Here is a 26480-nt window from a genome sequence, read left to right as displayed (position 1 = left end):
GCGCGTTGAGAGACAGGGAACACCTGTCCCGTTTGTCCGAACAGTCTTGCACCAGGAGGCACCCTCGATGTCGGTCCCCCAGCTCACCGAGGCCCAGCGCGGTGAGCAGATCCTCGCCGTCTTCGACACCGCCTTCGGTGAGCTCCTCGCCGCCGACCCGGCCGCCTTCCGGGTCAAGTTCCGGAAGATGGCCGGCTCCGCCTTCGCGTTCTACCGCGGCACCGCGAGCCTGTTCTACGCCGACCTGGAGGAGGAGCGGCACGGCGGTCCGTACGTGGACGAGCGGACCGGCCGGGTGTGGATCCACGGCGATCTGCACGCGGAGAACTTCGGCACGTACATGGACGCCACGGGCCGGCTGATCTTCAACGTCAACGACTTCGACGAGGCGTACGTCGGCCCCTTCACCTGGGACCTCAAGCGGCTCTCCGCCTCCCTGGCCCTGATCGGCTACGCCAAGGCGCTCAGCGACGAGCAGATCACCGAGCTGGTGCGGATCTACGCCGCCGCCTACCGGGAGCGGATCCGCGCCCTGGCGACCGGCGCCATGGACGACGAGGTGCCGCCGTTCACCCTCGACACGGCCGAGGGGGCGCTCCTGGACGTCCTGCGGGACGCCCGCGGCATGACCAGGTTCGGGCTGCTGGACTCGATGACCGAGATCCGCGACTTCGAGCGCCGCTTCTCCTCGGGGGCGGGCGCCGTCGAGCTGGACGCCGCCTCCCGCTACAAGGTCCTGGCCGCCTTCGACGGCTATCTGGAGACCCTGCCGGAGTCGAGCCTGGCCCGGCCCGACTCGTACCGGGTCAAGGACGTCGTGGGGCGGCGCGGGATCGGGATCGGCTCGGCCGGCCTCCCCTCGTACAACATCCTGCTGGAGGGCAACAGCGACGCGCTCGAGAACGACGTCGTGATCTATATGAAGCAGGCGCAGACACCGGCGGTTTCGCGCCATGTCACGGACGCGGCGGTCCGGGAGTACTTCCAGCACGAGGGGCACCGCACGGTGATCTCGCAGCGGGCGCTGCAGGCGCACGCCGACCCGTGGCTGGGCTGGACGGAGCTGGACGGGTCGGGGCAGCTGGTCGCGGAGGTCTCGCCGTACGCGGTGGACCTGGACTGGTCGGACATCGACGACCTGGAAGAAATCGCGGCGACCGTCGCCGACCTCGGCCGGGCGACGGCGACGATGCACGCGGCGGCGGACGACTCCAGCGGCCACTCGCTGGTGCCGTTCTCCACGGAGCGGGCCATCGACGCGGCGATCGCGGCCGACGAGGACGGCTTCGCGGAGCTGCTGGTGGACTTCGCCCACGGGTACGGCGCACGCGCGCGTGCCGACCACCAGACCTTCGTCGACCTCTTCCGCAACGGCCGGATCCCGGGCCTCTGAGCCCTTTCACAGGGAGCCCTTAGGAGGCTCTTACGGAAGGGCATGGCACACTCTCCAGGCTATGGACATATCAGGGACGCGGCTCAGGGGGCTGCGGGCGGCGCTCTTCACGGCACTGGTCGTGACGCTGTCCGCCGGCTCGCACGTGCTGCTGTCCCGGGTCCCGCTGCCGCTGCTGACCGTCGGTCTGCTCGCGGCCGGCGTCTTCGCCGTGGCGTACGCGCTGGCGGGCCGCGAGCGCGGCTTCGGGCCGATCGCCGGGCTGCTGGTCCCGCTGGAGCTGGCGGCCGACACGGTCTTCACCGCGGGCCAGACGCTCTGTTACGGCCCCGCCGGCGGCCCGGTCGCCGGTTCGCTGCGGGCGGTGGGCGTGGACGTGCTCTGCGGCGGCGCCGTGGGCACCCCGCTGCCGGGGGTGGCTGCCCCCGAGAGCGGGAGCCTGGCCGCCGTGCTGCACTCGCCGCACCCCGCGCTGCCGTGGCTGCTGCTCGTCGCGCACGTGTCGGTGGGTCTGTTCGCGGCCGCCTGGCTGCGGCACGGCGAGCGGGCGCTGGCCGGGATCGTCCGGGCGGTGGCGGCCTTCGCGTTCCGGCCGCTGCTCCTGGTGGCGGCGCTGGGCGGCGCGGCCCGCCCGGCTCCGGGACCCGGCGGGCGCCGTGCGCCGGCGCCGCGCCGCTCGCGCACCCGGCTGCTCGTGCACTCCGTGGGACGGCGTGGACCGCCGTGTTCGGGCTTCGCACTCGCCTGAGCACGTCCGTCCCGTTCCTCTTTCACCTCCCACGGAGATCACGATCATGAGTTCACGCAACAGCCAGGCCAACAAGGCAGCCGCCCGCGAGCGGCTCCGCGTCGAGCGCGAGCGCCAGGCGAAGAAGGAGAAGACCCGCCGCCAGGTGGTCGTGGCTCTGACGGCGGTCGGCGTGCTGGCCGTCGCCGGCGGCGCCGGCTACATCGTCGTGCAGTCCAACAAGCCCGGCGAGTGGGAGGCGGCGGCGAAGGCCACGAACATCACCGCGCCCAAGAACACCGAGGGCACGAACGGCACGACCGTCGTCATCGGCAAGCCGGAGGCGACCAAGACGCTGGAGCTCTACGAGGACTCGCGCTGCCCGGTCTGCGCGACGTTCGAGCAGCAGGTCGGCCCGACGGTCGACAAGGACGTCACGGACGGCAAGTACAAGATCAAGTACATAGGCGCGACGTTCATCGACAACGCCGCTTCGGGCGAGGGCTCGAAGAACGCCCTGTCGGCCCTGGGGGCGGCGCTCGACGTGAGCCCCGAGGCGTTCATGAAGTTCAAGGCGGCGCTCTACTCCACGAAGTTCCACCCGGAGGAGACCCAGGACAAGTTCGCCAAGGACTCCTACCTCCTGGAGATCGCCGACTCGGTGCCGGCCCTGAAGGGCAACGCCCAGTTCAAGAAGAACGTGGAGGACGGCACCTTCGACGCCTGGGCGATGAAGATGTCGGCGGCGTTCGACGCGAGCGGGGTCACGGGCACCCCGACGCTGAAGATGGACGGCAAGACGCTGACCGTCGAGGGCGGCAAGAACCCGCCGCTGACGGTCGACGAGTTCAACGCGGCGCTGACCCCCGCGCTGAAGGGCTAGCGACGCGAAGGCGAGGGCCGCCCCCGTCGGGGCGGCTTCCGGGGCGGTCTTCTCCTCGCGTGCACGACAACCAGCCGACAGGCAGGCGAACTTTCCGGTTTTCGCCTGCCTGTTCGTCGTACCGGTCAGTAATCTGACTGCCCGTGACCAGTCGTTTCATATCCTCCGCCCCCACCCGCCGTACGGTCGTGAAAGCCGCCGCCGTCACGGCCGTCGCCGCACCGGCGCTGGTGGGCACCGCCTCCCCCGCGCTCGCGGCCTCCGAGGCCCCTGTCTTCCTCCACGGCGTCGCCTCCGGCGACCCCCTGCCCGACGGCGTCCTGCTCTGGACCCGTGTGACCCCCTCCCCCGACGCCGTCCCCGGCTCCCTCAAGGGCCCCGATGTCACGGTCGGCTGGGAGGTCGCCGAGGACCGGGCCTTCGGGCGGACCGTGGCCCGGGGCACCACCACCGCCCGGGCCGCCTCCGACCACACGGTCAAGGCGGACGTCCGGGGTCTGCGCCCGGCGACCACCTACTGGTTCCGGTTCACGGCCGGCGAGACCGTCTCCCCGGTCGGCCGGACGCGCACCACCGCCCCCGCCGACGCCTCCACGGACGGGGTCCGCTTCGGCGTGGTCTCCTGCGCCAACTGGGAGTCCGGCTACTTCTCCGCGTACCGCCACCTCGCGGCCCGCGCGGACCTGGACGCGGTCCTGCACCTCGGCGACTACATCTACGAGTACGCGGCCGGCGCCTACCCGGACGCCGCCTACTCCGTCCGGCACCACGAGCCGAAGCACGAGATCGTCTCGCTGGCGGACTACCGCACCCGGCACGCGACGTACAAGACGGACCCCGACCTCCAGGCCCTGCACGCCGCCCACCCGGTGATCGCGATCTGGGACGACCACGAGGTCGCCAACGACGCCTGGGCCGGCGGCGCGGAGAACCACACGCCGGGCGCCGAGGGCGGGTGGGCGGCCCGGGTGGCCGCCGCGAAGCAGGCGTACTTCGAGTGGATGCCGGTCCGGGCCTCCACGGAGGGCACGGTCTACCGGCGCCTGCGCTTCGGCAAGCTGGCCGACCTGCACCTGCTCGACCTGCGCTCGTTCCGCTCCCAGCAGGCCTCGATCGGCAGCGGCTCGGTCGACGACCCGGAGCGCACGCTCACCGGCCGCGCCCAACTGGACTGGCTGAAGGCCGGGCTGGCGGGTTCGGACGCCACCTGGAAGCTGGTCGGCACCTCGGTGATGATCTCGCCCGTCGCCTTCGGTTCCGTTCCGGCCCATCTCCTCGGCCCGCTGGCCGAACTGCTCGGCCTGCCGAAGGAAGGGCTCGCGGTCAACGTCGACCAGTGGGACGGCTACACGGACGACCGCAAGGAGCTGCTGGCCCATCTGACCGGGCGGTCGATCCGGAACACGGTCTTCCTGACCGGTGACATCCACATGGCGTGGGCCAACGACGTGCCGGTGAAGGCGGCGACGTACCCGCTCTCCACGTCGGCCGCGACGGAGTTCGTGGTCACCTCGGTCACCTCGGACAACATCGACGACCTGCTCCATGTGGCGCCCGGCACGGTCTCCGTGGTGGCGGCGGGGGCGATCAAGGCCGCCAACCGCCATGTGAAGTGGGTGGACATGGACCACCACGGCTACGGCGTGCTCGACGTGACCGCCGAGCGCTCGCAGATGGACTACTACACGGTCTCCGACAAGGCGCGGCCGGACGCGACGGCCTCCTGGGCACGGTCGTACCGGACGCGGAACGGAACGCAGCGTGTCGAGCGGGTGTACCAGCCGGTCTGATGAGATGACTTCATGGCTGATTTTCAGCCATGATCCCTCCTGTTAACAGAAGCTCACATCGCTACGGCGGGTGGTGCGTTCGGGTGATCGAATCCGGACACACCACCCGCCTCTGTCGTCTCTTTCGTTACGTCGCCGTCTCAAACTGCGGAAACGACGAAAGTCTTTCTTCCCGATGCCCCGATTTGCCGCACGGATGATTGGGCTTGATCAATGCTCAACAACGTCTGACAGGGACCCGTAATCTCCCCGCGGTGGCGAGGAATTGCCTCTCCACAACCCCCACGAGGAGACACCTGTGCGTGCTCTTGTGCGTATATCGCCGCGTATGTCCCGTCGCATGCTCGGCACCGCCGTGATGGCCGGAACCCTTGCCCTGGCTCCCCTCTCCGCCCCCTCGGCGGCCCCCACCCCCACCACCTCCGCCGCCTCCCTCTCCGCCGAGGACTGCGCGGACGGTACGGACGCCCTCTCCAGCGCCCGTAAGTCCCGCGGCGCCACCGCCCACGCCGCGGAGCCCAACGAGGTCTCCGCCGCCCAGGCCAAGGCCATGGACGCGGACCTGAAGAAGAGACTGGAGTCGGCCCGTTCGCAGGGCATGCGGGCGACCGCCGCCGTCGTGGACATCCCCGTCTACTTCCACGTCATCCACAGCGGCACCACGGGCAAGCTCACCGCCACCGACATCGGCAAGCAGATGTCGGTCCTGAACGCGGCCTACGGCGGCCAGGGCACCGGCAACGTGAACTCCAACTTCCGGTTCACCCTCGCCTCGACCGACTACACGGACAACGCGTCCTGGTACAACCTCGCCTCGGGCTCCACCGCCGAGCGGCAGATGAAGCAGACCCTCCGCAAGGGCGGCGCGGGCGCGCTGAACTTCTACACCGCCAAGCTCAGCGGCGGCCTGCTCGGCTGGGCGACCTTCCCGTCCTCGTACGCCTCCAGCCCGTCCATGGACGGTGTCGTCGTCCTCGACTCCTCGCTGCCGGGCGGCTCCGCCGCCAACTACAACCAGGGCGACACCGCCACCCACGAGGTCGGCCACTGGCTGGGGCTCTACCACACGTTCCAGGGCGGCTGCAACGGCGCAGGCGACTCGGTGAGCGACACCCCGGCCGAGAAGAGCCCGGCCTACGAGTGCCCGACCGGCCGCGACAGCTGCGCGTCCAAGGCGGGCGCGGACCCGATCCACAACTTCATGGACTACACGTACGACGCCTGCATGTACCAGTTCACTGCGGGCCAGGTCACGCGGATGACCAACGCCTGGACGGCGTACCGCGCCGGCTGACCTCTGTGAGGGTCGGCGCGCGCCGAGGTGAGCGTGCCGAGGAGACGCGCCGACGAGGGCGCGGCGGGAGAGCCCCCCGCCGCGCCCTTCAGCCGTCCGCGAGGCCGTCGAGGAAGGCCAGGGCGACCGACCAGGTCCGCTCGGCCGCCGCCTCGTCGAAGTCCGGCAGCTCCGGATCGGTGTAGAGGTGCCCGGCGCCCGGATAGCGGTAGACCTCCACGTCCGCCCCGATCCGGCGCATCGTCAGGTACCACGACGTCAGCCAGTCGTGCGGCTCGAACGGGTCGGGGTCGGCCAGGTGGAGCTGGACGGGCAGGTCGTCGACGGCCGCGTTCGGCGCGATGTCCGAGGTGCCGTGGAGCATCAGCAGCCCGCGCGCCTTGTCGTCGCCCAGCGCGAGGGTCTGCGCGACCGACGCCCCGAAGGAGAAGCCGGCGTAGACCAGACCCCGGTCCGAGTACGGCGCCGCGGCGAGGACCGCGCGCTTCAGCAGCTCCTCCTTGCCGATCTTGTCCTTGAGCTCCGTTCCCTCCTGCACGGACTCGGCGGTTTGGCCCTCGAAGAGGTCGGGCACGCGAACCTGGTGCCCGGCGGCCCTGAGCCGCTCGGCCGCGGCCTCCACAGCGGGGCGCAGACCGTAGGCCGAATGGAAAAGCATGATGTCCATGCGTTCCATCCTGCCAGCCGGGCCCGTCGAGCCCGAGACACGTCGACGCCTCGGAAACCCACGGAGGAGAGGGAGAACCTGGTGCGCCCCTTGCTGGTCCTCGGAGGATCGGTCCTGCTCACACTGCTCGTCGTCTGGCTGGCCGACCTGCTGCTCCGCCGAGCCGACGTACGGCACCCGGACACTCCCCTGTGGGGGCTGCTCCGGCGCTGCCGGGTGCCGCTCCAGGCCGTGATGCTGACGGCCGTGCTGCGCGGCACCTACCGGGAGACCCGATGGGGCCCCGTCCAGGAGCACGAGGCGGGGATCGGCCAGGTCCTGTCCCTGATCCTGATCGGCGCCGGCGCCTGGCTGGTCACCATGATCGCGTCGGCCGTCGTCGAGTCGACCTTCGCGCGGTACGCCTCCACCAGCCGCGACGCGGCCCGGGTCCGCCGGGTCCGCACCCAGGTCACCCTCATCATGCGGATCGTGACCGCGGTCGTGGCCGTCGTCGCCGTGGCGGCCATGCTGCTGACCTTCCCCGCCCTGCGCACGATCGGCACGTCGATGCTGGCCTCCGCCGGCATCATCGGCATCGTGGCGGGCATCGCCGCCCAGAGCACGCTCGGCAACCTCTTCGCCGGCTTCCAGATCGCCTTCGGCGACATGGTCCGGATCGGTGACACGGTGGTGGTGGACGGCGAGTGGGGCGTCGTGGAGGAGGTCACGCTGACCTTCCTCGCGGTGCGGACCTGGGACGAGCGCCGGATCACGATGCCCGTGTCGTACTTCACCAGCAAGCCCTTCGAGAACTGGTCCCGCGGCGGCGCCCAGATGACCGGCACGGTCTTCTTCCACCTGGACCACAGCGCCCCGGTGCCGGCCATGCGCGACAAGCTCAAGGAGATCCTGGCGGAGAGCCCGGCCTGGGACGGCCGCGACTGGAGCCTCGCCGTGACGGACACCACCCCCAGCACCATCCAGGTTCGGGCCGTGGTGACGGCGAAGGACGCGGACGACGTGTGGACCGTCCGGTGCACCGTACGGGAGCAGCTCCTCGCCTGGCTGACCGAGGAGCACCCGCACGCCCTGCCCCGGATCTCGGTGGCCGACGCCGTCCCTGCGCCGCGGAACGGACGGCGCCAGGACGCTCCGCCGCCGCGGCCCTCGGAGGTGCACAGCAACAACGCGGACGCGTACCAGAAGGGCGCCGACGAACCGGTCCGCACCGGGCGCGGCTGAGCTGCCGGCAAGGGACGGCTGAACGGCCGGCCGGGGGCGGGGCACGGTCCTTCGGGTGGCCGCCCCGCCCCATCGCCTGCCCTCGCCCCCCGGCCCCGGCGCCCGCCCCGGTCAGCGCATGCTGCGGACGTCCAGGTGGCGCAGCACCCGGTCCACCACCTCGGGATCGGCGCCCGGCTCGCTGCGCGCCGACAGCACCTCGTGCCGGGCGGCCGACATCATCTCCCGCTGGAGGCGCTGCACCAGCTTGACCCGCTCGGCCCGCTCGGCGAAGGCCGCCCGCCGCTCCTCGTCCAGCATGTCCGGGCTGATCCGCGCGCCGATGTCGAACGCCCCGCGCAGCAGCCGCTCCTGCACCTCCTCGGGCAGCTCCTCCACGTCCTGGATCTCCCTCAGCCGGCGCTTGGCCGCCTTCGCCGCGCGCGTGGCCAGCTCGCGTTCGAGGGCCCGCTCGGCGTCCGCGTCGGCGCGCACGCCGAGCCGCTTGACCAGCCAGGGCAGGGTGAGGCCCTGGACGACGAGGGTGGCGATGATCACACAGAAGGCGATGAAGATGATCTCCTCCCGGCCGGGGAACGGCGCTCCGTCGTCCGTCCGCAGCGGGATGGCGAGCGCCAGCGCCACGGAGGCCACCCCGCGCATCCCGGACCACCACATGACGACCGTCTCGCGCCAGCTCACCGGGATCTCCTCGTCGTAGTCCCGGAAGGAGTGGAGCTTCTTCGCCAGCCAGGTGGCGGGCAGCAGCCACACCAGGCGGACGCCGACGACCACGGCGACCACGACGGCGCCCCAGCCGAGCATCTCGCCGATCCGGGCGTCGGCGGTGCCGAAGACGTGGTGGAGTTCGAGGCCGATCAACCCGAAGGCGATCCCGGTGACGAGGGTGTCGACGATCTGCCAGAACGTCTGCCCGGCGAGCCGGCCCATCACGTCGTCGGCGTCGACGGCGTGCTCGGCGAGGAAGAGGGCGACGACGAGGACGGCCAGGACGCCGGAGCCGTGCAGCTCCTCGGCGAGGACGTAGGCGACGAAGGGCACCAGCAGGGTGAGGCCGGTCTGCAGGGTGGCCTCGCCGAGGACGCCGATGAGCCTGTTGGCGAGCCAGCCGAGGGCCAGGCCGACGGCGATGGCCACCACGGCGGAGAGGACCAGCTCGGCGCCGGCGCCCGGCCAGGAGAACGTTCCGCTGACGGCCGCGCCGATGGCGACGTGGTAGAGCACGATCGCGGTGACGTCGTTGAAGAGTCCCTCGCCCTCCAGGATGGAGACGAGGCGGCGGGGCAGCCCGAGCGAGCCGGCGACGGCCGTCGCGGCGACCGGGTCGGGCGGTGCGACGAGCGCGCCGAGGGCGACGGCGGCGGCGAGGGGCAGCGCGGGGACGAGCGCGTCGGCCACGGCGGCGACGGCGGCCGTGGTGACGAAGACCAGCGCGACGGCGAGCAGGAAGATGGGCCGCCGGTTGGCGGCGAACTGCCGCCAGGAGGTGCGCTGCACCGAGGCGTAGAGCAGCGGCGGGAGGACGAGCGGAAGGATGTAGTCGGGCGGGATCTCGACGTTCGGTACGAACGGCACGAAGGCGAGGACGATCCCGATCAGGGTCATGAGGACCGGGGCCGGCAGCCCGAGCCGCTCCCCGAGCGGCACGGTGAGCAGAGCCCCGAGCAACAACAGGAACAGCAGGGCCAATTGGTCCACGGGTGCGCCCTTCCGGCCTCGCGGCGCGGTCGATGATCGGGCTCCAACCCTGCCACGCCCGGGCACGGATCCGGACAAACCGACGTGCGGCGCCGCTCACACGGCCCGCGGCCGCTCACGCCCCCGGTCGCCGCGGCCCCCGCCGAAACTCCCCGGGACCGGCCGCCCGGGCGCCGTCGGTCAAGCGCCCCGGGCCGGTCGGTCAGGCGTCGCCCTGGAGGACGCGGCGCATGGCCCGGTGCGGGATGCCCGCGTCCGGGAACTCGGGGCCGTACGCGGCGTAGCCGAGCCGTTCGTAGAAGCCGAGGGCGTGGGTCTGGGCGTGCAGGTCGACGGCGCTCAGGCCGCGCTCGCGCGCCGCGTCCTCGATCGCCCGGACCAGCGCCGCGCCGACGCCGAGGCCGCGCGCCGCCTTGGAGACGGCGAGCCGCCCGAGGGAGCCCACGGTCGCGTCGCCGCCGGTCTTGCCGGCCGCGTCCGCTCCGTACAGCAGGCGGCCGGTGCCCAGCGGCAGGCCGTCCTCCCGGACGGCGAGGACGTGCACGGCCGTCTCGTCGTACGTGTCGTACTCGATCTCCGCCGGGACGTTCTGCTCGCCGACGAAGACCTCCCTGCGCACCGCGAAGCAGGCCTCGCGGTCCTCGGGTCCGACGGCCTCGCGGACGGTGTATCCGGCGCTCACGCGCTCTCCGCCGCGATCTTCTCCAGGGCGGCCCGGAGGTCCTCCGGGTAGGTGCTCTCGAACTCGACCCAGCGGCCGTCCGAGGGGTGCTCGAAGCCGAGCCGCACCGCGTGCAGCCACTGCCGGGTCAGGCCGAGACGCTTGGCCATGGTGGGGTCCGCGCCGTAGGTGAGGTCGCCGACGCAGGGGTGGCGGTGGGCCGACATGTGCACCCGGATCTGGTGCGTGCGGCCGGTCTCCAGCTTGATGTCGAGCAGCGAGGCCGCCCGGAACGCCTCGATCAGGTCGTAGTGGGTCACCGAAGGCTTGCCCTCGGCGGTCACGGCCCATTTGTAGTCGTGGTTGGGGTGGCGGCCGATCGGCGCGTCGATGGTGCCGCTCATCGGATCGGGGTGGCCCTGCACCAGCGCGTGGTAGCGCTTGTCGACGACCCGCTCCTTGAACTGCGCCTTGAGCAGGGTGTACGCCCGCTCGGACTTGGCGACCACCATCAGCCCGGACGTGCCGACGTCGAGCCGGTGCACGATCCCCTGGCGCTCGGCGGCGCCGGAGGTGGAGATGCGGTACCCGGCGGCGGCGAGGCCGCCGATGACGGTGGTGCCGGTCCAGCCGGGGCTGGGATGGGCGGCCACGCCGACCGGCTTCATGATCACGACGATGTCGTCGTCGTCGTGGATGATCTCCATGCCCTCCACGGGCTCGGCCACGATCTGCACGGGCGCGGGCGCCCCGGGCATCTCGACCTCGAGCCACGCGCCACCGCTGACCCGCTCGGACTTGCCGACGACGGAGCCGTCGACCTGGACCTTCCCGGAGGCGGCCAGCTCGGCGGCCTTGGTACGGGAAAACCCGAACATACGGGCGATGGCGGCGTCGACGCGCTCGCCCTCCAGGCCGTCGGGAACGGGCAGCGTGCGGATCTCGGGACTCGTACTCACCCGTCGAGTATGCCTTGTGCGGACGGCCCCCGGTTCTGCGGTCAGTCCTTGTGGACGGTCCCGTCCGGGTCCAGACCTCGGAACGAGAGGATGACGATCAGGATGCCGCCGCAGACGATCGCCGAGTCGGCGAGGTTGAAGACGGCGAAGTGCGCGGGCGCGATGAAGTCCACGACCGCGCCCTTGAAGACGCCGGGCGACCGGAAGATCCGGTCGGTGAGGTTGCCCAGCGCGCCGCCGAGCAGCAGGCCGAGCGCGAGCGCCCACGGCAGGCTGTAGAGCTTGCGCGCCAGCCGGATGATCACCAGGATCACCGCGGCCGCGATGCAGGTGAAGAGGATCGTGAAGGCCTCGCCCATGCCGAACGCCGCGCCCGGGTTGCGGATCGCGTGGAACTGCAGCAGATCGCCGACCACCTCGATCGGCGCGTGGCCCTCCAGCTTGGCGACCACGAGCATCTTGCTGCCGAGGTCGAGGAGGTAGGCGACCAGCGCGACCACGAACAGCGCGACGATCCTGCGCTTGCCCTTCGGCCGCTCCTCCGGTGCCGCTGCCTCCTCGGCCCCTGCTGAATCCGGCGTACCGATGATGCGCTCCGCCTCTGCCACGTGAGTCCCTCAACCTAGGTGCCTGACTGCCCACGAGGGTACGGCACCCGGGTACGCGGAGGTCAGCCCCGGCGCTCCTGCTTCTGCTTGTCCTCGACACAGAGCGTCGCCCTCGGGAACGCCTGCATGCGCGCCTTTCCGATCGGCTTGCCGCAGACCTCGCAGAGGCCGTACGTGCCCGCGTCGAGCCGCTCCAGGGCGTGCTCGGTCTGCTCCAGCATCTCGCGGGCGTTGGCGGCCAGCGCCAGCTCGTGCTCGCGGGTGATGTTCTTGGTGCCGGTGTCGGCCTGGTCGTCGCCGGCGCCGTCCCCGGAGTCCCGCATCAGCCCGGTCAGCTCCTGCTGGGAGTGGAGCAGCTCGGTACGGAGTCTGAGCACCTCGCTCTCCAGTCCCTCGCGGGCCTCGGCGACCTCTTCGGGCGTCCAGGGGTCCTCTCCGGGGCGTACGGCGAGGTCGCCGGCGCGGGCCGGGGCCGGCACCGCGGCCTCGTCCTCGGCCGTCGTGATGACTCCACCCGCGGTCTTCTTCGCTGCCACCGTGCTGGCTCCTGTCTCTTCCACCTGCGCCGCGGACGCGGCCTTCGTCATGACCGCGGCCTGCTCGGCCGAGGCTGTCTCGGCGGCCGTCTTCTCGGCCGGTGACTTACGGGCGGCGGTCTTCTTCGCCGGGACCTGCTTCTTCGCGACCTTGGCCGTGACCTTGGCCGCGCCCTTCCCCGGGGCCTTCTCCGGCCCCTGCTTCGAGTCCTTCTTCGGGACCTTCTCCGGCCCCTGCTTCGAGTCCTTCTTCGGGACCTTCGCCGGGGCCTTTTCCGGGTCCTTCTTCGGGGTCTTCTTCGTGACCTTGTCCGCGACCACCTCCGCGATCTTCTTCGCGGCCTTTCTGGCGGTCCGCGTGGGCCCCTCGCTCTTCGTGCTCTTGGCGCTCTTCTTCGGGGACGCCTTACCGGCGGCTGCCGTTGCCCCGTCCGCGGCCCGGGTGGCCGTCGTCTTCTTCGCGGTCGCCTTCCTGGCGGCCGCCTCCTTCGCCGGAGCCTTCTCCGACGAAGCCTTCTTCGCCGGAGCCTTCTTCGCCGGGGCCTTCGCGGCAGCGGTCCTCCCGGCCGCCGTCTTCCGCGCCGGAGCGGGGGACGCCTTCTTGGCGGCCTTCGCCGTGGACGTGGAGGCGGACGCCGCGCCGGACCTGGTCGCGCCCGTGGTCCCGGTCGTGGTCTTGCGTGCCGGGGCCGCCGTGTCCGCCTTCTTCGCGACCGTCGACTTCTTGCCGGTCACGCCCTTGGCCGACCCGTCCGCACCGGCGGCGCCGGCGGTCGAGGTCTGCTTCGCGGCGGTCTTCTTCGCCACCATGTCGCGGCCCCTTCACATTTTGTGATCTTGCTCGCGAATCGTGCTGGGACGATAAATCGGCCCAAGGCCCGCGGCAACGGGGCACGCCGCCGTTCTCCCTCCGCCCATGCCTCCGGCATGGCGAACCTGCATCCGTTGTGCCCAGCTCCCCGCCCGGTAATCCCGTCGCCCCCTCCCCCGGATGGCGGCGGTCGAACTCCACGGCACCCCGTGTGGCCATTCGGGTCACGGCAAACCGGTCGGCCGCGCCGCCCCCGGGCCCGTACACTGGCCGCAGCGAAAGGCTTGGATGGGGACGAGTAGCGTCGTACGCAGCCATGAGCGACCCGGGGACGGTGAGAGCCCGGGGGCGAGCCCGATGTGAAGCATCACCCCGGAGCCGCCGGAAGAACGCCGTGGACCCGTCCCCGGCCAGTAGACCCGGCATCGCGACCCCAATGAGGGGGCCGCGGGCGCACGCCCGGGGCCAAGGAGGGTGGTACCGCGGGAGCCGCGCACGACGGCGCTCTCGTCCCTCCGGACGGAAACGAGACAGTCCGCCGGAGGAAGATCGATGTCGCAGTACCGCCAGGTGCCCGCCCAGGTCGACCTGCCCGCGCTCGAGCACGCCGTGCTCGATTTCTGGCGCGAGAGCAAGGTCTTCGCCAAGACCCTGGAGCAGTCCGAGGGCCGCCCCGAGTGGGTGTTCTACGAAGGCCCGCCCACCGCCAACGGCATGCCCGGCGCCCACCACATCGAGGCCCGCGTCTTCAAGGACGTCTTCCCCCGCTTCCGGACCATGCGTGGCTACCACGTGGCCCGCAAGGCCGGCTGGGACTGCCACGGCCTGCCGGTCGAGCTGGCCGTCGAGAAGGAGCTGGGCTTCTCGGGCAAGAAGGACATCGAGTCGTACGGCATCGCCGCGTTCAACGACAAGTGCCGCGAGTCCGTGACCCGGCACACCGACGCCTTCGCCGAGCTGACGACCCGGATGGGTTACTGGGTCGACCTGGACGACGCGTACCGCACGATGGACCCCGAGTACATCGAGTCCGTCTGGTGGTCGCTCAAGCAGATCTTCGACAAGGGGCTGCTCACCCAGGACCACCGCGTCGCCCCCTGGTGCCCACGCTGCGGCACCGGCCTGTCCGACCACGAGCTGGCGCAGGGGTACGAGACGGTCGTCGACCCCTCGGTCTTCGTCCGCTTCCCGCTGACCTCCGGACCGCTCGCCGGCCAGGCGGCGCTCCTGGTGTGGACGACGACCCCCTGGACCCTGGTCTCCAACACGGCGGTCGCCGCCCACCCCGAGGTCACCTACGTCGTGGCGTCCAACGGCGACGAGCGGCTCGTCGTCGCCCAGCCGCTGCTGGAGAAGGCGCTCGGCGAGGGCTGGGTGACCACCGGCGAGTCCTTCACCGGCGCCGAGATGGAGCGGTGGACGTACGAGCGTCCCTTCTCCCTCGTGGACTTCCCGGCCGAGGCCCACTACGTGGTCAACGCGGAGTACGTCACGACCGAGGACGGTACGGGTCTGGTCCACCAGTCCCCCGCCTTCGGCGAGGACGACCTCAAGGTCTGCCGCGCCTACGACCTGCCGGTCGTGAACCCGGTCCGCCCCGACGGCACCTTCGAGGAGGACGTGCCGCTGGTCGGCGGCGTCTTCTTCAAGAAGGCCGACGAGGCGCTGACCGCCGACCTGGACGCGCGGGGACTGCTCTTCCGGCACGTCCCGTACGAGCACAGCTACCCCCACTGCTGGCGCTGCCACACGGCGCTGCTCTACTACGCGCAGCCGTCCTGGTACATCCGTACGACCGCCGTCAAGGACCGTCTCCTCCAGGAGAACGAGAAGACGAACTGGTTCCCCGACTCGGTCAAGCACGGCCGGTTCGGCGACTGGCTGAACAACAACATCGACTGGGCGCTCTCCCGCAGCCGCTACTGGGGCACCCCGCTGCCGATCTGGCGCTGCGAGGACGACCACCTCACGTGCGTGGGCTCGCGCGCCGAGCTGACCGCGCTGACCGGCACCGACCAGTCGGAGCTGGACCCGCACCGTCCGTACATCGACGACGTCACCTTCACCTGCCCGGCCGAGGGCTGCGGGAAGACGGCCACGCGCGTGCCGGAGGTGATCGACGCCTGGTACGACTCCGGCTCGATGCCGTTCGCCCAGTGGGGTTACCCGTACAAGAACAAGGAGCTGTTCGAGAGCCGCTTCCCGGCGCAGTTCATCTCCGAGGCGATCGACCAGACGCGTGGGTGGTTCTACACGCTGATGGCGGTCGGCACGCTCGTCTTCGACAAGTCCTCGTACGAGAACGTGGTCTGCCTCGGCCACATCCTCGCCGAGGACGGCCGCAAGATGTCCAAGCACCTGGGCAACATCCTCCAGCCGATCCCCCTGATGGACCAGCACGGCGCGGACGCGGTCCGCTGGTTCATGGCGGCCGGCGGCTCCCCGTGGGCGGCCCGCCGGGTCGGCCACGGCACGATCCAGGAGGTCGTCCGCAAGACCCTCCTGACGTACTGGAACACGGTCGCCTTCCAGGCGCTGTACGCCCGCACCGCCGGCTGGGCCCCGTCCGCCGCGGACCCGGCCCCCGCCGACCGCCCGGTCCTCGACCAGTGGCTGCTCTCCGAGCTGCACACGCTGGTCGGCGAGGTCACCGAGGCGATGGAGGCGTACGACACCCAGCGCGCCGGCAAGCTGATCTCGGCGTTCGTCGACGACCTGTCGAACTGGTACGTACGGCGTTCCCGGCGCCGGTTCTGGCAGGGCGACAAGGCGGCCCTGCGGACCCTCCACGACGTCGTGGAGACCGTCACCCGTCTGATGGCGCCGCTGACGCCGTTCATCACCGAGCGGGTCTGGCAGGACATGGTGGTCCCGGTGACGCCGGACGCCCCCGAGTCGGTCCACCTGGCGACCTGGCCGGAGGCCGACGCCTCCGCCGTCGACACGGAGCTGTCGCGTCAGATGCTGCTGGTCCGCCGTCTGGTGGAGCTGGGCCGGGCGACGCGGGCGGAGTCGGGCGTGAAGACGCGCCAGCCGCTGTCCCGGGCGCTGGTGGCCGCGACGGGCTTCTCCGCGCTGTCGCCGGAGCTGCGGGCGCAGATCACCGAGGAGCTGAACGTCTCCTCGCTGGCGTCCCTGTCCGAGGTCGGCGGCTCGCTGGTCGACACGACGGCGAAGGCGAACTTCCGGGCGCTGGGCAAGCGGTTCGGCAAGGGCGTCCAGGACGTGGCCAAGGCGGTCGCGGCGGCGGACGCGGCGGCGCTCTCGGTGGCCCTGCGCTCCGGCGAGGCGGTCCTGTCGGTGAACGGCGAGGACATCACGCTCTCCCCGGAGGAGGTCATCATCACGGAGACCCCGCGGGAGGGCTGGTCGGTCGCCTCGGACGCGGGCGCGACGGTGGCCCTGGACCTGGAGATCACCCCGGAGCTCCGGCGGGCGGGCCTGGCCCGTGACGCGATCCGCCTGATCCAGGAGGCCCGCAAGAACAGCGGCCTGGACGTGGCGGACCGGATCGCCCTGCGCTGGTCCTCGGACTCCCCGGAGACCACGGAGGCCCTGACGGCCCACGCGTCCCTGATCGCCGACGAGGTCCTCGCCACAGACTTCGCCCCCACCCCCGCGGACCCCACCTACGGCCCCCCCTTCACGGACGAGCCCCTCGCCCTGACCTTCCGCCTCCGCAAGGCATAACTACAACGACTAGGGGCCCGGCACCTGAGGGTGCCGGGCCCTTTGGCGTGCGGGGGGCCCGGGGGCGGGGAGGGCGAAGCCCGGGGGTCCGGGGCGAAGGCGCGGGCGGGCCAGGGCGAAGGCCCGGGGGTCCGGGGCGAAGGCGCGGGCGGGCCAGGGCGAAGGCGCGGGCGGGCCAGGGCGAAGGCCCGGGGGTCCGGGGCGAAGGCCCGGGGGGCCGGGGCGAAGGCCCGGGGGGGGCCGGAGCGAAGCCCGGGCGGTCCCGGGCGCGCAGCCACCGGGGGTCTGGGGCGAAGCCCCGGGGGCTCGGGCACAGCCCCAGGGGCCCGGGCACAGCCCCAGGGGCCCGGGCACAGCCCCAGGGGCCCGGGCACAGCCCCAGGGGCCCGGGGGCAGCACCCGGGGTTCCAGGCGCAGGCCCCAGGGTCGGGGCACAGCCCCCTGTCCCCGGGCACAGCCCGAGGGGTCCGGGGCGCAGCCCCGAGGGTCGGGGCACAGCTCGGGCGGTCCCGGGCGCGCAGCCACCGGGGGTCTGGGGCGAAGCCCGCGGGGGCTGGGGCGCAGCCCCCGGGCTCGGGCGCAGCCCCGAGGGGTCCGGGGCATAACCCCGAGGGTCCGGGGCACAACCCCCCGGGCTCGGGCGCAGCCCCGAGGGGTCCGGGGCGCAGCCCCATGTCCCCGGATACAGCCCCAGGGGTCTGGGGCGCAGCCCCAGTTCGGGAAGGGGCGGGGTGGGGAAGGAGCCCGCCGCAGGCGCCCCCCGGCCCGCACCGCCCACCCGGCCCCGCCCCACCCCGCCGACGGCAAAAGGGCCGGGCCCCTGGTTTCCCAGGGGCCCGGCCCTCAGCCTGCCGACGGCTACGCGCTCATCGCGCGACCCGCCGCCGTCAGTTGTCGTCCTCGTCGATCAGGAAGCCACGCATCGGCGCCGGCGCCTGCTGCATCGGCTGCGGCGCCTGCGGCCGGACCGGTGCCATCGGCTGGGTCATCGCCGGGGACATCTGCTGCTGGCCGCCGTAGGAAGGCGCACCGCCCATCGACGGTCCACCGCCCATCGTGCCGTTCCCGTAGGACGGGGCGCTCGCGCCCGCCGAGGCCATCGAGGGCGACGGCGGCAGCGAGGCGGTAGCCGGCGTCCGCGGCGGAGCCAGCGAGTCGTCGGCCTGGGTCTCCAGCTGACGCAGCTGCGACTCGAGGTAGGACTTCAGCCGCGTGCGGTACTCGCGCTCGAAGCCGCGCAGGTCCTCGACCTTGCGCTCCAGCGTCGCGCGCGCGGACTCCAGCGAGCCCATCGCGACACGGTGCTTCTCCTGCGCGTCCCGCTCCAGCGCGTCCGCCTTGGCGCGGGCGTCCCGCTCCAGGCCCTCGGCGCGCGAGCGCGCCTCGCCGACGATCTTGTTGGCCTCGGAACGGGCCTCCGCGATCGCCTGGTCGGCCGTCTGCTGGGCCAGCGAGAGCACGCGCGCGGCGCTGTCCCCGCCAGGACCCTGCCCCGGCTGCGGCATCTGCTGCTGCATCTGCTGCTGCGGGTGACCCATGGGGCCGCCCATCGGCTGACCCATCGGGCCGCCCTGCATCTGACCGCCCTGCATGGGGCCACCCTGCATCTGACCGCCCTGCATGGGGCCGCCCTGCATCTGGCCCGGGCCGCCCATGGGGCCGCCCTGCATCGGGCCGGGGCCGTGCCCACCGGGACCGGCGGGGAGCTGCGGGGCACCGGACGGCAGCTGCGGCGGACCCATCTGCGGGGGCTGCTGCTGAACCGGCGGTCCGGATATGGCGGCGGGCACCGGGGCGCCGGGACCGACGGGACGATCCTGCTGCTCCGGGGGCTTGCGCATGCCCTGCTGCTGGTTCTGCGCGGCGGCACGCGTCGCGGCGGCCAGCTTGGCGCGCAGGTCCTCGTTCTCGCGGAGCAAGCGGGTCAGTTCGGCTTCGACCTCGTCGAGGAAGGCATCGACCTCGTCCTCGTCATAGCCTTCTCGAAGCCGGACGGTTGTGAACTGCTTGTTCCGCACGTCCTCGGGGCTCAGCGGCATCTCTTCTTCACCTCTACGTAGTCGTCGGCAGTCGGCAAGACCGTATCGTCCACATTCACCTCGCGAAGCTGCTCACGACGGAGATGAGGATATAGACGATGATCATCAGAACGAAGAAGGACAGGTCGAGTGCCACGCCCCCGAGACGCAGCGGCGGAATGAACCGCCGCAGAAGCTTGAGCGGTGGATCGGTGACAGTGTAGGTGGCCTCGAGAACGACCACCATCGCCTTACCGGGTGCCCACGCGCGCGCGAACTGGAAGACGTAGTCCATGACCAGTCGGAAGATCAGCACGATGAGGAAGCACATCAGAGCGATGTAGACCACTTGTAGTGCGACGCCCATCCCGCGCTTCCCTCTCCCCTGGCTCGTGCTCTCGCTTGACCGGCCTCTCGGCCGGGCCGTTCCGGTCCTGTGGTTCTCAGCTCTGGTTGAAGAATCCGCCCTCAGCGATGCGGGCCTTGTCCTCCGCCGTGACATCGACGTTAGCAGGCGACAACAGGAACACCTTCTGCGTCACGCGCTCAATGCTGCCATGGAGCCCGAAGACGAGTCCGGCGGCAAAGTCGACAAGTCGCTTCGCGTCCGTGTCGTCCATCTCGGTGAGATTCATGATCACAGGGGTGCCCTCGCGGAAGTGTTCCCCGATGGTACGGGCCTCGTTGTAGGTCCGCGGGTGCAGCGTGGTGATGCGGTAGGGCTCCCGCTCGGACACGACCTTGGGCATGATCACCGGTGCGTTCTTCTCCAGGCTCGGGCGTTCGGGTGTGATGGATGCCACGGGGGCAATACGCGCCGGACGTCCGCTTTCGGCGGAAAGCGGGGCGGCGTGCGCGACCGGCTCACGGGGCGAGGCCTGCTGCACCACTCGTACCGGTTCCTCCCGCTCCACCTGGCGCGGGGGCTGGTGGTGGCGCCGGTCCCGCTCGGGCTCCGGCTCCAGCTCGGGTTCGAAGTCGTCGTCGGGGTCGAATCCCCGGCCGTCGTACCCATCGTCCTCCACGAGGCCGAGGTAGACCGCCATCTTGCGCATCGCGCCGGCCATTCTCTGAGTCCTCCGCTCTGTGGTGGATCGGCCTCGTCACCAAGTGCCCGCGATCCACGCGGCCTGCCCGCCATCGGCGGGAATGACCATATTTTCTGCTGTGGTCCGACTTGCTTCGCGACGTTACCCGAGCCTGGGGCGGACACCCAGTACCGCCGTACCGATGCGCACATGTGTCGCTCCGGCCGCCACGGCCTCTTCGAGGTCCGCACTCATCCCCGCGGACACCATGTTCGCAGCCGGACGGGTCGTGCGCAGGGCAGTCGACAAATCCATCAGGCGGTCGAACGCCGCGCGTTGCCGGCCGGCGTACGGACCGGCGAGCGGCGCGACCGTCATCAGTCCGTCGAGCCGCAGTCCGGGTGCCGCGTCCACGGCGGCGGCCAACTCCTCGATGCCGTCCGGCGCCACACCGCCCCGCTCCCCCCGCTCCCCCGACTCGGCGTCGAGCGCGACCTGGACGAGACAGCCGAGCTCGCGCCCGGACTTCCCGGCCGCCGCCGAGAGGGCGGTGACGAGCTTCAACCGGTCGACGGACTGCACGACATCGGCGTAACTCGTCACGGAACGGACCTTGTTGGTCTGCAACTGGCCGACGAAGTGCCAGCTCAGGTCGAGATCCGCGCAGGCTTCGGCCTTGGGGGCGGCGTCCTGGTCCCGGTTCTCGGCGACGTGCCGGACCCCGAGTTCGTGCAGGTGTCGCACGTCGCTCGCGGGGTAGGTCTTGGTGACCACGATGAGGGTCACGTCCTCCCGCCTGCGCCCGGCGGCCGCGCACGCGGCGGCGATACGTTCCTCCACCCGCGCCAGGTTCTGCGCGAGTTCGGCCTTGCGGCCCGTCATGCCCGTCATGTCTCTCTCAGTCCAACCAGACATATCCCGCGAGTCGCCCCGTGGTGCGATCGCGGCGGTACGAGTAGTGGTCGCCCGATTCCCGGGTGCATACCCCGGCGTCCCGCAGGTCCCGGATGCCCAGCCGCTCCAGCTGGGCGTGGACCCCGGCGGTGACGTCGACGGCCGGGGTTCCCCAGCTGGTCTCCGCCCGGGCGGCCGGTTCGACCGCGGCGACCTCGTCCCGCATCGCGGCGGGCACTTCGTAGCACCGCCCGCAGACGGCGGGGCCGGTGCGGGCGGCGATCCGGGAGGGGTCGGCGCCGAGTTCGATCATGGCCCGTACCGCGGCCGGGACGACCCCGGCGACCATCCCGGGCCGTCCGGCGTGGGCCGCGGCCGCCACTCCGGCGACCGGGTCGGCCAGCAGGACGGGCGTGCAGTCGGCGGTGAGGACGGCGAGGGCGAGTCCGCGGCGGGTGGTGACGAGCGCGTCGACCTCGGGTACGGGCCGCTCCCCCCACGGTCCGTCGACCACCGCGACCTCGGCGCCGTGGACCTGGTTCATCCAGACGACCTGCCCCGGGTCGAGACCGAGGGCGCCGGCTGACCGCGCCCGGTTGGTCCGTACGGCTTCGGGGTCGTCGCCGACCGCGCCGCCGAGGTTGAGCTCCTCGTACGGAACGGCGCTCACCCCGCCCCACCTGTCGGTGAAAGCGAAGTGCGCGCCGTTCACGGGCTCGAGCCGGTCTATCACTTCAGGAAGTCCGGGACATCCAGCTCTTCGGCCTGCGTGTCCGGGTAGGGGCGGGCCGGCGGGACCGCCGGCGGGGCGACCGGGGCCAGCGGGGTCTCGTTGACCGCCGGCGCGGGCTGCTCGGCCGGAGCGGCCGGCTCGTCCCGCGGGGTGACCGTGCCCAGGCCGCCGAGCGGGCGCTCGGTGGAGCGGGGCGCCGGGGCCGGCTCCTCGCGCTTGGCCGAGGACGAGCTGAGGATGTTGTCCCGGCGGGTCGGCGGCTGGCCGCCGTCGAAGCCGGCCGCGATGACCGTGACCCGCACCTCGTCGCCCAGGGCGTCGTCGATGACGGCGCCGAAGATGATGTTGGCCTCGGGGTGGGCGGCCTCGCTCACCAGCTGCGCGGCCTCGTTGATCTCGAAGAGACCGAGGTCCGAGCCGCCGGAGATGGAGAGCAGCACACCGCGGGCGCCGTCGATGGACGCCTCCAGGAGCGGCGAGGAGATCGCCATCTCGGCCGCCGCGACCGCGCGGTCGTCGCCGCGGGCGGAGCCGATGCCCATGAGGGCCGAGCCGGCCTCGGACATGACCGACTTGACGTCGGCGAAGTCGAGGTTGATCAGACCGGGGGTGGTGATGAGGTCGGTGATGCCCTGCACACCGCTCAGCAGCACCTGGTCGGCCGACTTGAAGGCGTCGAGCACGGAGACCTGGCGGTCCGAGATCGAGAGCAGCCGGTCGTTCGGGATGACGATGAGGGTGTCGACCTCTTCGCGGAGTTCGGCGATGCCGTCCTCCGCCTGGTTGGCCCGGCGGCGTCCCTCGAAGGTGAACGGCCGGGTGACCACACCGATCGTCAGGGCGCCGAGCGAGCGCGCGATGTTGGCCACGACGGGTGCGCCGCCGGTGCCGGTGCCGCCACCTTCGCCGGCGGTGACGAAGACCATGTCGGCCCCCTTGAGGACCTCCTCGATCTCCTCACGGTGGTCCTCTGCCGCCTTGCGACCGACTGCCGGGTTCGCCCCGGCGCCGAGGCCACGGGTGAGTTCACGACCGACGTCGAGTTTGACGTCGGCGTCGCTCATCAACAGGGCCTGTGCGTCCGTGTTGATGGCGATGAACTCGACGCCCTTGAGACCGACCTCGATCATTCGGTTGATGGCATTGACACCACCGCCGCCGACACCGATGACCTTGATGACTGCGAGGTAGTTCTGCGGTGCTGCCACGTCGAAGGCCTCTCGCCTCGAGTTACGTGTCGCCGCTTCGCGGTGGTAGTCGCGCTGCGACGACGGATGCCGATGGGACGGTCCGAAACGCCGACCCAAACCCTAACGTTGAAGTTTAGGGTTACCAGTGTCTCTGTTCGCTGGACTCTTCCGAACAGGACACTAAGTCGACAAGTGGCGCACGTTCAACGAACACGCCGAACCTCCCGTTTTTCTTTTCACCCTATGTGATCACCCGTAGCGCTGGCCAACCAGGGTGCTGGCCAGCGGTGATGCGCGTCAACTGGCGGACGAGGCGGGCGCGGTGGGGGCGCTTACATCGAAGTGCCCCGCTTTGGGTGTCGCTTTCATCAGCGCGGTGAGAACCCGCGCCTTGACGGCGCCGTCCTCACCGCTGCCCCAGAAGACCGTCCGGCCGCCACCGAGCTCCAGAGTGATGGAGTCGTACGAGGCGACCTTCACGACACGAGTGTCCGCGGCGATTTTTCCGGGGAGTTCGCCCGTCACGCCTACCGCCGCCAGCAGAAGGCGGTCCGCGTCGAACCGTCGCAGGCTCGGCGAGGAGGCGGTGTCGAGGACGAGTTCCGGTACGCCGGCGGGCGCCTTGTCGACCGTGGCGAAACGGGTTCCGGTGGCGTCCACTTCAGTGAACTTTCCGCCCTTTTCCACCAGCAGAACCGGCTTCCGTTCCGTCACTTTCAGACCGATTCCATGCGGCCAGGAGCGCTCGACCTCGACGCTGTCGATGCGGGGCAGTTCCCGGCGGAGCCGCGCCTCGATCCCGTCCGTGTCGACGGAGACCAGGGGCGATCCGACGGGAACGGCGGCGACCGCCTCCACCTCACGCGGGGTCAGGACCTCGGTGCCGGTGGTCGCCACCCGCTCGACGCGCAGCCAGGAGGAGCCGTAGAGGACCCAGACGCCGCCCGCCACGAGGGCGAGCGACGCCAGTGCGATCATCAGACCCCGGCCGGGGAGCGGGAACCGCCCCGGCCCGCGCTCCCGGCCGCCCGCCCGGGGCGGCCGCTCCGACGACCTCTTCGGCCTGCTCGCACCGCTCTTCTCGGCGGTCGTCGACCCGGCTGCCACCTGGCGTCCCCTGCCTTCCGTCGGTTCTCCTGGGCTCGGCCCGCCTCCGGGCGGGCCGGATGCGGGCCCGCGGCCCGTCCGCCCGCGGTCAGCCCTGCCGGCGGGCGGCGATCGCCTCGTGGACCATGGCGACCAGCAGGTCGTCGGCGTCCCTGCGGCCGAACTCGGCGGCGGCGCGGGACATCTCGTACAGCCGGTGCGGATCGGCCAGGACCGGCAGGACGTTGCCCTGGACCCACTGCGGCGTCAGCTCCGCGTCGTCGACGAGGAGCCCGCCGCCCGCCTTGACCACCGGCTGGGCGTTGAGCCGCTGTTCACCGTTGCCGATGGGCAGCGGGACGTAGGCGGCGGGCAGCCCGACGGCGGAGAGTTCGGCGACGGTCATCGCGCCCGCGCGGCAGAGCATCATGTCGGCCGCGGCGTACGCGAGATCCATCCGGTCCACATACGGTACCGGTACGTACGGCGGCATTCCGGGCATGTTGTCGACGCGCGGCAGTTCGTTCTTCGGGCCGACCGCGTGCAGGATCTGGATGCCCGAGCGCTGGAGCACCGGGGCGATCTGCTGGACGACCTCGTTGAGCCGCCGCGCGCCCTGGGAGCCGCCCGAGACCAGCAGGGTCGGCAGGTTCGGGTCGAGCCCGAAGGCGGCGCGCGCCTCGGGGCGGACCCGGGCCCGGTCCAGCGTGGCGATGGTGTGCCGCAGCGGGATGCCGATGTAGCGGGCGTTGCGCAGCTTGGAGTCCGGGGTGGCCACGGCGACGCCGGCCGCGTACCGCGAACCGATCTTGTTGGCCAGGCCCGGACGGGCGTTGGCCTCGTGGACGACGATCGGCACGCCGAGGCGCTTGGCGGCGAGGTAGCCGGGCAGCGCCACGTAGCCGCCGAAGCCGACCACGCAGTCCGCCTTGGTCCGCTCCAGGATCTGCTCGGCCGCCTTGATCGTGCCGCGCAGCCGTCCGGGGACGGTGATCAGCTCAGGGGTGGGCTTGCGCGGCAGCGGGACGGCGGGGATGAGCGCCAACTCGTAGCCCCGCTCGGGCACGAGCCGGGTCTCCAGGCCCTTCTCCGTGCCGAGCGCCGTGATTCCCACGCTCGGGTCCTGCCTCCGCAGGGCGTCCGCGAGGGCGAGCGCGGGCTCGATGTGGCCGGCGGTCCCCCCACCGGCGAGTACGACATGCACCGAAATTCACCGCTCTCCGGACGGACGCTTCTTGACGCGCCGTCGCATCGACTTCCATCTCACCCCGGCCCGCTTGCCCCATCCGGGGCGGCGCATGGCCAGGGCCGCTTTCGCGGCGGGCTCCTGTCGCGCGAAGGCGATCAGCAGTCCGACGGCGAACATGGTCGGCAGCAGGGCGGACCCTCCGTAGGAGAACAGCGGGAGCGGGACTCCGGCGATCGGCAGCAGGCCGAGCACCGCACCGATGTTGATCACGGCCTGCGCCGTGATCCAGGTGGTCACACCTCCCGCGGCGTACCTCACGAAGGGGTCCTCCGTGCGTCCGGCCACGCGGATACCCGCATAGCCTAGAGCCGCGAACAGGGCGAGTACCGACAGCGTCCCCGCCAGACCCAGTTCCTCACCGGTGACGGCGAAGATGAAGTCCGTGTGTGCTTCGGGTAGTTGACCCCATTTTTCCACACTGGCACCCAGGCCGGATCCGAACCATCCGCCCGACGCCAGAGCATAGATCCCGTGCGCCGCCTGCCAGCACGGGTCCCCTTCGCCGCCGGGCTCGCTGGCTCCGATGCAGGCGAACCGCCGCATCCGGTTGGGGCTGGTCTTGATGAAGAGCAGCCCGATGGCGGCGGCGACGGCGAGGACGCCGGCGAAGAGCCGGGTGGGCGCGCCGGCGGTCCACAGCAGGCCGAAGAGGATCGCCGTGAGAATGATCGCGGTGCCCATGTCGCCGCCGAGCATGATCAGCCCGAGCAGCAGGAAGGCGCCGGGGACCAGGGGCACGAGGATGTGCTTCCACTGGGTCAGCAGACGCATGTCCTGTTTGCGGGCGAGGAGGTCCGCGCCCCACAGGATCAGCGCCAGTTTGCCGAACTCGCTGGGCTGGAGCTGAAACGGTCCGCCCAGATAGATCCAGTTCTGGTTTCCGTTGACCGCGTGCCCTATCCCGGGGATCTGGACGAGCGCCATCAGGAAGACGGTGCCGACGATGAGGGGGTAGGCGAGCGCGCGGTGCAGTTTGACCGGCATCCGGGAGGCCAGGAAGAGCAGTCCCGCCCCGATGAGCGCGGCCAGGAACTGCTTGCCGAAGAAGTAGGAGGGCGCGAGTTCGTAGCGCAGCGCGGTGATCATCGACGCGGAGTAGACCATCACGAGCCCGAGGGTGGTGATGAGCAGTCCGGCGCCGAGGATCACGTAGTACGCGGTCAGGGGACGGTCCCAGGCGCGGCGGGCCCGCTCGTAGGCGCGCCGGATCCCGCCGCCGCCCGGTTTCCGCGGCGGGGCGGGGGCGCGGCCCGTGCCGCGCGCGGCGGACGGCCGACGTGGCCCGGCGGTTCGGCTCGGCATGGGCGCTGTCCCCTCCGGTCGTGCCCGGCGCGGCCGGAC

The 26480-nt window shown here is 71.6% G+C and carries 22 protein-coding genes; 7 read left to right on the top strand and 15 right to left on the bottom strand.

Going from position 1 to position 26480, the window contains the following annotated elements:
• Window positions 1–67 precede the first annotated feature (67 nt).
• The 5 genes from ACZ6RC_RS04480 (at window position 68) to ACZ6RC_RS04460 (ending at window position 6087) form a co-directional block, all read left to right on the top strand.
• Window positions 68–1393 (top strand): DUF2252 domain-containing protein, encoded by a 1326-nt coding sequence (locus ACZ6RC_RS04480; protein WP_453615341.1) that lies wholly within the window; start codon window positions 68–70, stop codon window positions 1391–1393.
• 61 nt (window positions 1394–1454) lie between these two features.
• Window positions 1455–2141 (top strand): hypothetical protein, encoded by a 687-nt coding sequence (locus ACZ6RC_RS04475; RefSeq protein ID WP_453615343.1) that lies wholly within the window; start codon window positions 1455–1457, stop codon window positions 2139–2141.
• Between the two features lie 46 nt (window positions 2142–2187).
• Window positions 2188–3003, top strand: coding sequence for a DsbA family protein (locus tag ACZ6RC_RS04470; protein WP_391140720.1), 816 nt, complete (start codon window positions 2188–2190; stop codon window positions 3001–3003).
• 143 nt (window positions 3004–3146) lie between these two features.
• Window positions 3147–4793 carry an alkaline phosphatase D family protein gene (locus tag ACZ6RC_RS04465; RefSeq protein ID WP_469579197.1) on the top strand — a complete coding sequence of 549 codons (1647 nt, stop codon included), beginning with the start codon at window positions 3147–3149 and terminating at the stop codon, window positions 4791–4793.
• 328 nt (window positions 4794–5121) lie between these two features.
• On the top strand, window positions 5122–6087 hold the full coding sequence (locus tag ACZ6RC_RS04460) for a zinc metalloprotease (RefSeq protein WP_453615349.1): 966 nt from the start codon (window positions 5122–5124) through the stop codon (window positions 6085–6087).
• A gap of 88 nt (window positions 6088–6175) precedes the next feature.
• Here ACZ6RC_RS04460 and ACZ6RC_RS04455 read toward each other — a convergent pair whose 3' ends face one another.
• Complete coding sequence (locus tag ACZ6RC_RS04455) at window positions 6176–6763, bottom strand: dienelactone hydrolase family protein (protein WP_391140723.1); 588 nt, start codon at window positions 6761–6763, stop codon at window positions 6176–6178.
• 69 nt (window positions 6764–6832) lie between these two features.
• Here ACZ6RC_RS04455 and ACZ6RC_RS04450 point away from each other — a divergent pair, with 69 nt between their 5' ends.
• Window positions 6833–7978 (top strand): mechanosensitive ion channel family protein, encoded by a 1146-nt coding sequence (locus tag ACZ6RC_RS04450; RefSeq protein WP_469579446.1) that lies wholly within the window; start codon window positions 6833–6835, stop codon window positions 7976–7978.
• 111 nt (window positions 7979–8089) lie between these two features.
• Here the strand turns inward: ACZ6RC_RS04450 and ACZ6RC_RS04445 are convergent, their stop codons facing one another.
• The 5 genes from ACZ6RC_RS04445 to ACZ6RC_RS04425 all read right to left on the bottom strand — a co-directional run bounded on the left by ACZ6RC_RS04445 (window position 8090) and on the right by ACZ6RC_RS04425 (window position 13250).
• Window positions 8090–9676: a Na+/H+ antiporter gene (locus ACZ6RC_RS04445; protein WP_391140724.1), complete on the bottom strand. Its 1587-nt coding sequence runs from the start codon at window positions 9674–9676 to the stop codon at window positions 8090–8092.
• Between the two features lie 202 nt (window positions 9677–9878).
• Window positions 9879–10358: a GNAT family N-acetyltransferase gene (locus ACZ6RC_RS04440; RefSeq protein ID WP_469579194.1), complete on the bottom strand. Its 480-nt coding sequence runs from the start codon at window positions 10356–10358 to the stop codon at window positions 9879–9881.
• Window positions 10355–11296 (bottom strand): RluA family pseudouridine synthase, encoded by a 942-nt coding sequence (locus tag ACZ6RC_RS04435; RefSeq protein ID WP_391140726.1) that lies wholly within the window; start codon window positions 11294–11296, stop codon window positions 10355–10357. Before ACZ6RC_RS04435 ends, ACZ6RC_RS04440 begins: the two co-directional genes overlap by 4 nt.
• Window positions 11297–11337: 41 nt before the next feature.
• Window positions 11338–11904, bottom strand: a complete 567-nt coding sequence (gene lspA, locus ACZ6RC_RS04430; protein WP_391140727.1) for a signal peptidase II — start codon at window positions 11902–11904, stop codon at window positions 11338–11340.
• A gap of 62 nt (window positions 11905–11966) precedes the next feature.
• Window positions 11967–13250, bottom strand: coding sequence for a TraR/DksA family transcriptional regulator (locus tag ACZ6RC_RS04425; protein ID WP_469579192.1), 1284 nt, complete (start codon window positions 13248–13250; stop codon window positions 11967–11969).
• 553 nt (window positions 13251–13803) lie between these two features.
• Here ACZ6RC_RS04425 and ileS point away from each other — a divergent pair.
• Window positions 13804–16941: an isoleucine--tRNA ligase gene (gene ileS, locus ACZ6RC_RS04420; protein ID WP_469579190.1), complete on the top strand. Its 3138-nt coding sequence runs from the start codon at window positions 13804–13806 to the stop codon at window positions 16939–16941.
• Window positions 16942–17828: 887 nt separating this feature from the next.
• On the opposite strand, the gene ACZ6RC_RS04415 is transcribed toward ileS, so the two are convergent.
• The 9 genes from ACZ6RC_RS04415 to ftsW form a co-directional block, all read right to left on the bottom strand.
• Window positions 17829–18980 carry a DivIVA domain-containing protein gene (locus ACZ6RC_RS04415; RefSeq protein WP_391140730.1) on the bottom strand — a complete coding sequence of 384 codons (1152 nt, stop codon included), beginning with the start codon at window positions 18978–18980 and terminating at the stop codon, window positions 17829–17831.
• 55 nt (window positions 18981–19035) lie between these two features.
• A complete protein-coding gene (locus tag ACZ6RC_RS04410; RefSeq protein WP_391140731.1) occupies window positions 19036–19326 on the bottom strand; it encodes a YggT family protein in 291 nt (96 codons plus the stop codon).
• A 76-nt stretch (window positions 19327–19402) separates the two neighbouring features.
• Window positions 19403–20026 (bottom strand): cell division protein SepF, encoded by a 624-nt coding sequence (locus ACZ6RC_RS04405; protein WP_391140732.1) that lies wholly within the window; start codon window positions 20024–20026, stop codon window positions 19403–19405.
• A 123-nt stretch (window positions 20027–20149) separates the two neighbouring features.
• A complete protein-coding gene (locus tag ACZ6RC_RS04400; RefSeq protein ID WP_453615758.1) occupies window positions 20150–20869 on the bottom strand; it encodes a YggS family pyridoxal phosphate-dependent enzyme in 720 nt (239 codons plus the stop codon).
• A gap of 16 nt (window positions 20870–20885) precedes the next feature.
• Complete coding sequence (gene pgeF, locus ACZ6RC_RS04395; protein WP_469579188.1) at window positions 20886–21614, bottom strand: peptidoglycan editing factor PgeF; 729 nt, start codon at window positions 21612–21614, stop codon at window positions 20886–20888.
• On the bottom strand, window positions 21611–22822 hold the full coding sequence (ftsZ, locus tag ACZ6RC_RS04390; RefSeq protein WP_391140734.1) for a cell division protein FtsZ: 1212 nt from the start codon (window positions 22820–22822) through the stop codon (window positions 21611–21613). The genes pgeF and ftsZ overlap by 4 nt, the downstream gene beginning before the upstream one ends.
• Before the next feature lie 279 nt (window positions 22823–23101).
• On the bottom strand, window positions 23102–23911 hold the full coding sequence (locus ACZ6RC_RS04385; RefSeq protein WP_469579186.1) for a cell division protein FtsQ/DivIB: 810 nt from the start codon (window positions 23909–23911) through the stop codon (window positions 23102–23104).
• 88 nt (window positions 23912–23999) lie between these two features.
• Window positions 24000–25094 (bottom strand): undecaprenyldiphospho-muramoylpentapeptide beta-N-acetylglucosaminyltransferase, encoded by a 1095-nt coding sequence (gene murG / locus ACZ6RC_RS04380; protein ID WP_391140736.1) that lies wholly within the window; start codon window positions 25092–25094, stop codon window positions 24000–24002.
• 6 nt (window positions 25095–25100) lie between these two features.
• Window positions 25101–26441 carry a putative lipid II flippase FtsW gene (ftsW, locus tag ACZ6RC_RS04375; RefSeq protein ID WP_453615367.1) on the bottom strand — a complete coding sequence of 447 codons (1341 nt, stop codon included), beginning with the start codon at window positions 26439–26441 and terminating at the stop codon, window positions 25101–25103.
• Window positions 26442–26480: the final 39 nt, after the last annotated feature.

This window comes from Streptomyces sp. NPDC048353 (assembly GCF_055587165.1).
Note: the sequence above shows the minus strand (reverse complement) of the source record. Positions and strands in the feature narration are given on the sequence as shown.

Bases quoted from the DNA above. Each gene is read 5' to 3' on its own strand.
- ACZ6RC_RS04480 (WP_453615341.1), top strand. From the start codon at position 68: ATGTCGGTCCCCCAGCTCACCGAGGCCCAGCGCGGTGAGCAGATCCTC.
- ACZ6RC_RS04475 (WP_453615343.1), top strand. From the start codon at position 1,455: ATGGACATATCAGGGACGCGGCTCAGGGGGCTGCGGGCGGCGCTCTTC.
- ACZ6RC_RS04470 (WP_391140720.1), top strand. From the start codon at position 2,188: ATGAGTTCACGCAACAGCCAGGCCAACAAGGCAGCCGCCCGCGAGCGG.
- ACZ6RC_RS04460 (WP_453615349.1), top strand. From the start codon at position 5,122: ATGTCCCGTCGCATGCTCGGCACCGCCGTGATGGCCGGAACCCTTGCC.
- ACZ6RC_RS04455 (WP_391140723.1), bottom strand. From the start codon at position 6,763: ATGGAACGCATGGACATCATGCTTTTCCATTCGGCCTACGGTCTGCGC.
- ACZ6RC_RS04425 (WP_469579192.1), bottom strand. From the start codon at position 13,250: ATGGTGGCGAAGAAGACCGCCGCGAAGCAGACCTCGACCGCCGGCGCC.
- ileS (WP_469579190.1), top strand. From the start codon at position 13,804: ATGTCGCAGTACCGCCAGGTGCCCGCCCAGGTCGACCTGCCCGCGCTC.
- ACZ6RC_RS04415 (WP_391140730.1), bottom strand. From the start codon at position 18,980: ATGCCGCTGAGCCCCGAGGACGTGCGGAACAAGCAGTTCACAACCGTC.
- ACZ6RC_RS04410 (WP_391140731.1), bottom strand. From the start codon at position 19,326: ATGGGCGTCGCACTACAAGTGGTCTACATCGCTCTGATGTGCTTCCTC.
- ACZ6RC_RS04405 (WP_391140732.1), bottom strand. From the start codon at position 20,026: ATGGCCGGCGCGATGCGCAAGATGGCGGTCTACCTCGGCCTCGTGGAG.
- ACZ6RC_RS04400 (WP_453615758.1), bottom strand. From the start codon at position 20,869: ATGACGGGCCGCAAGGCCGAACTCGCGCAGAACCTGGCGCGGGTGGAG.
- ftsW (WP_453615367.1), bottom strand. From the start codon at position 26,441: ATGCCGAGCCGAACCGCCGGGCCACGTCGGCCGTCCGCCGCGCGCGGC.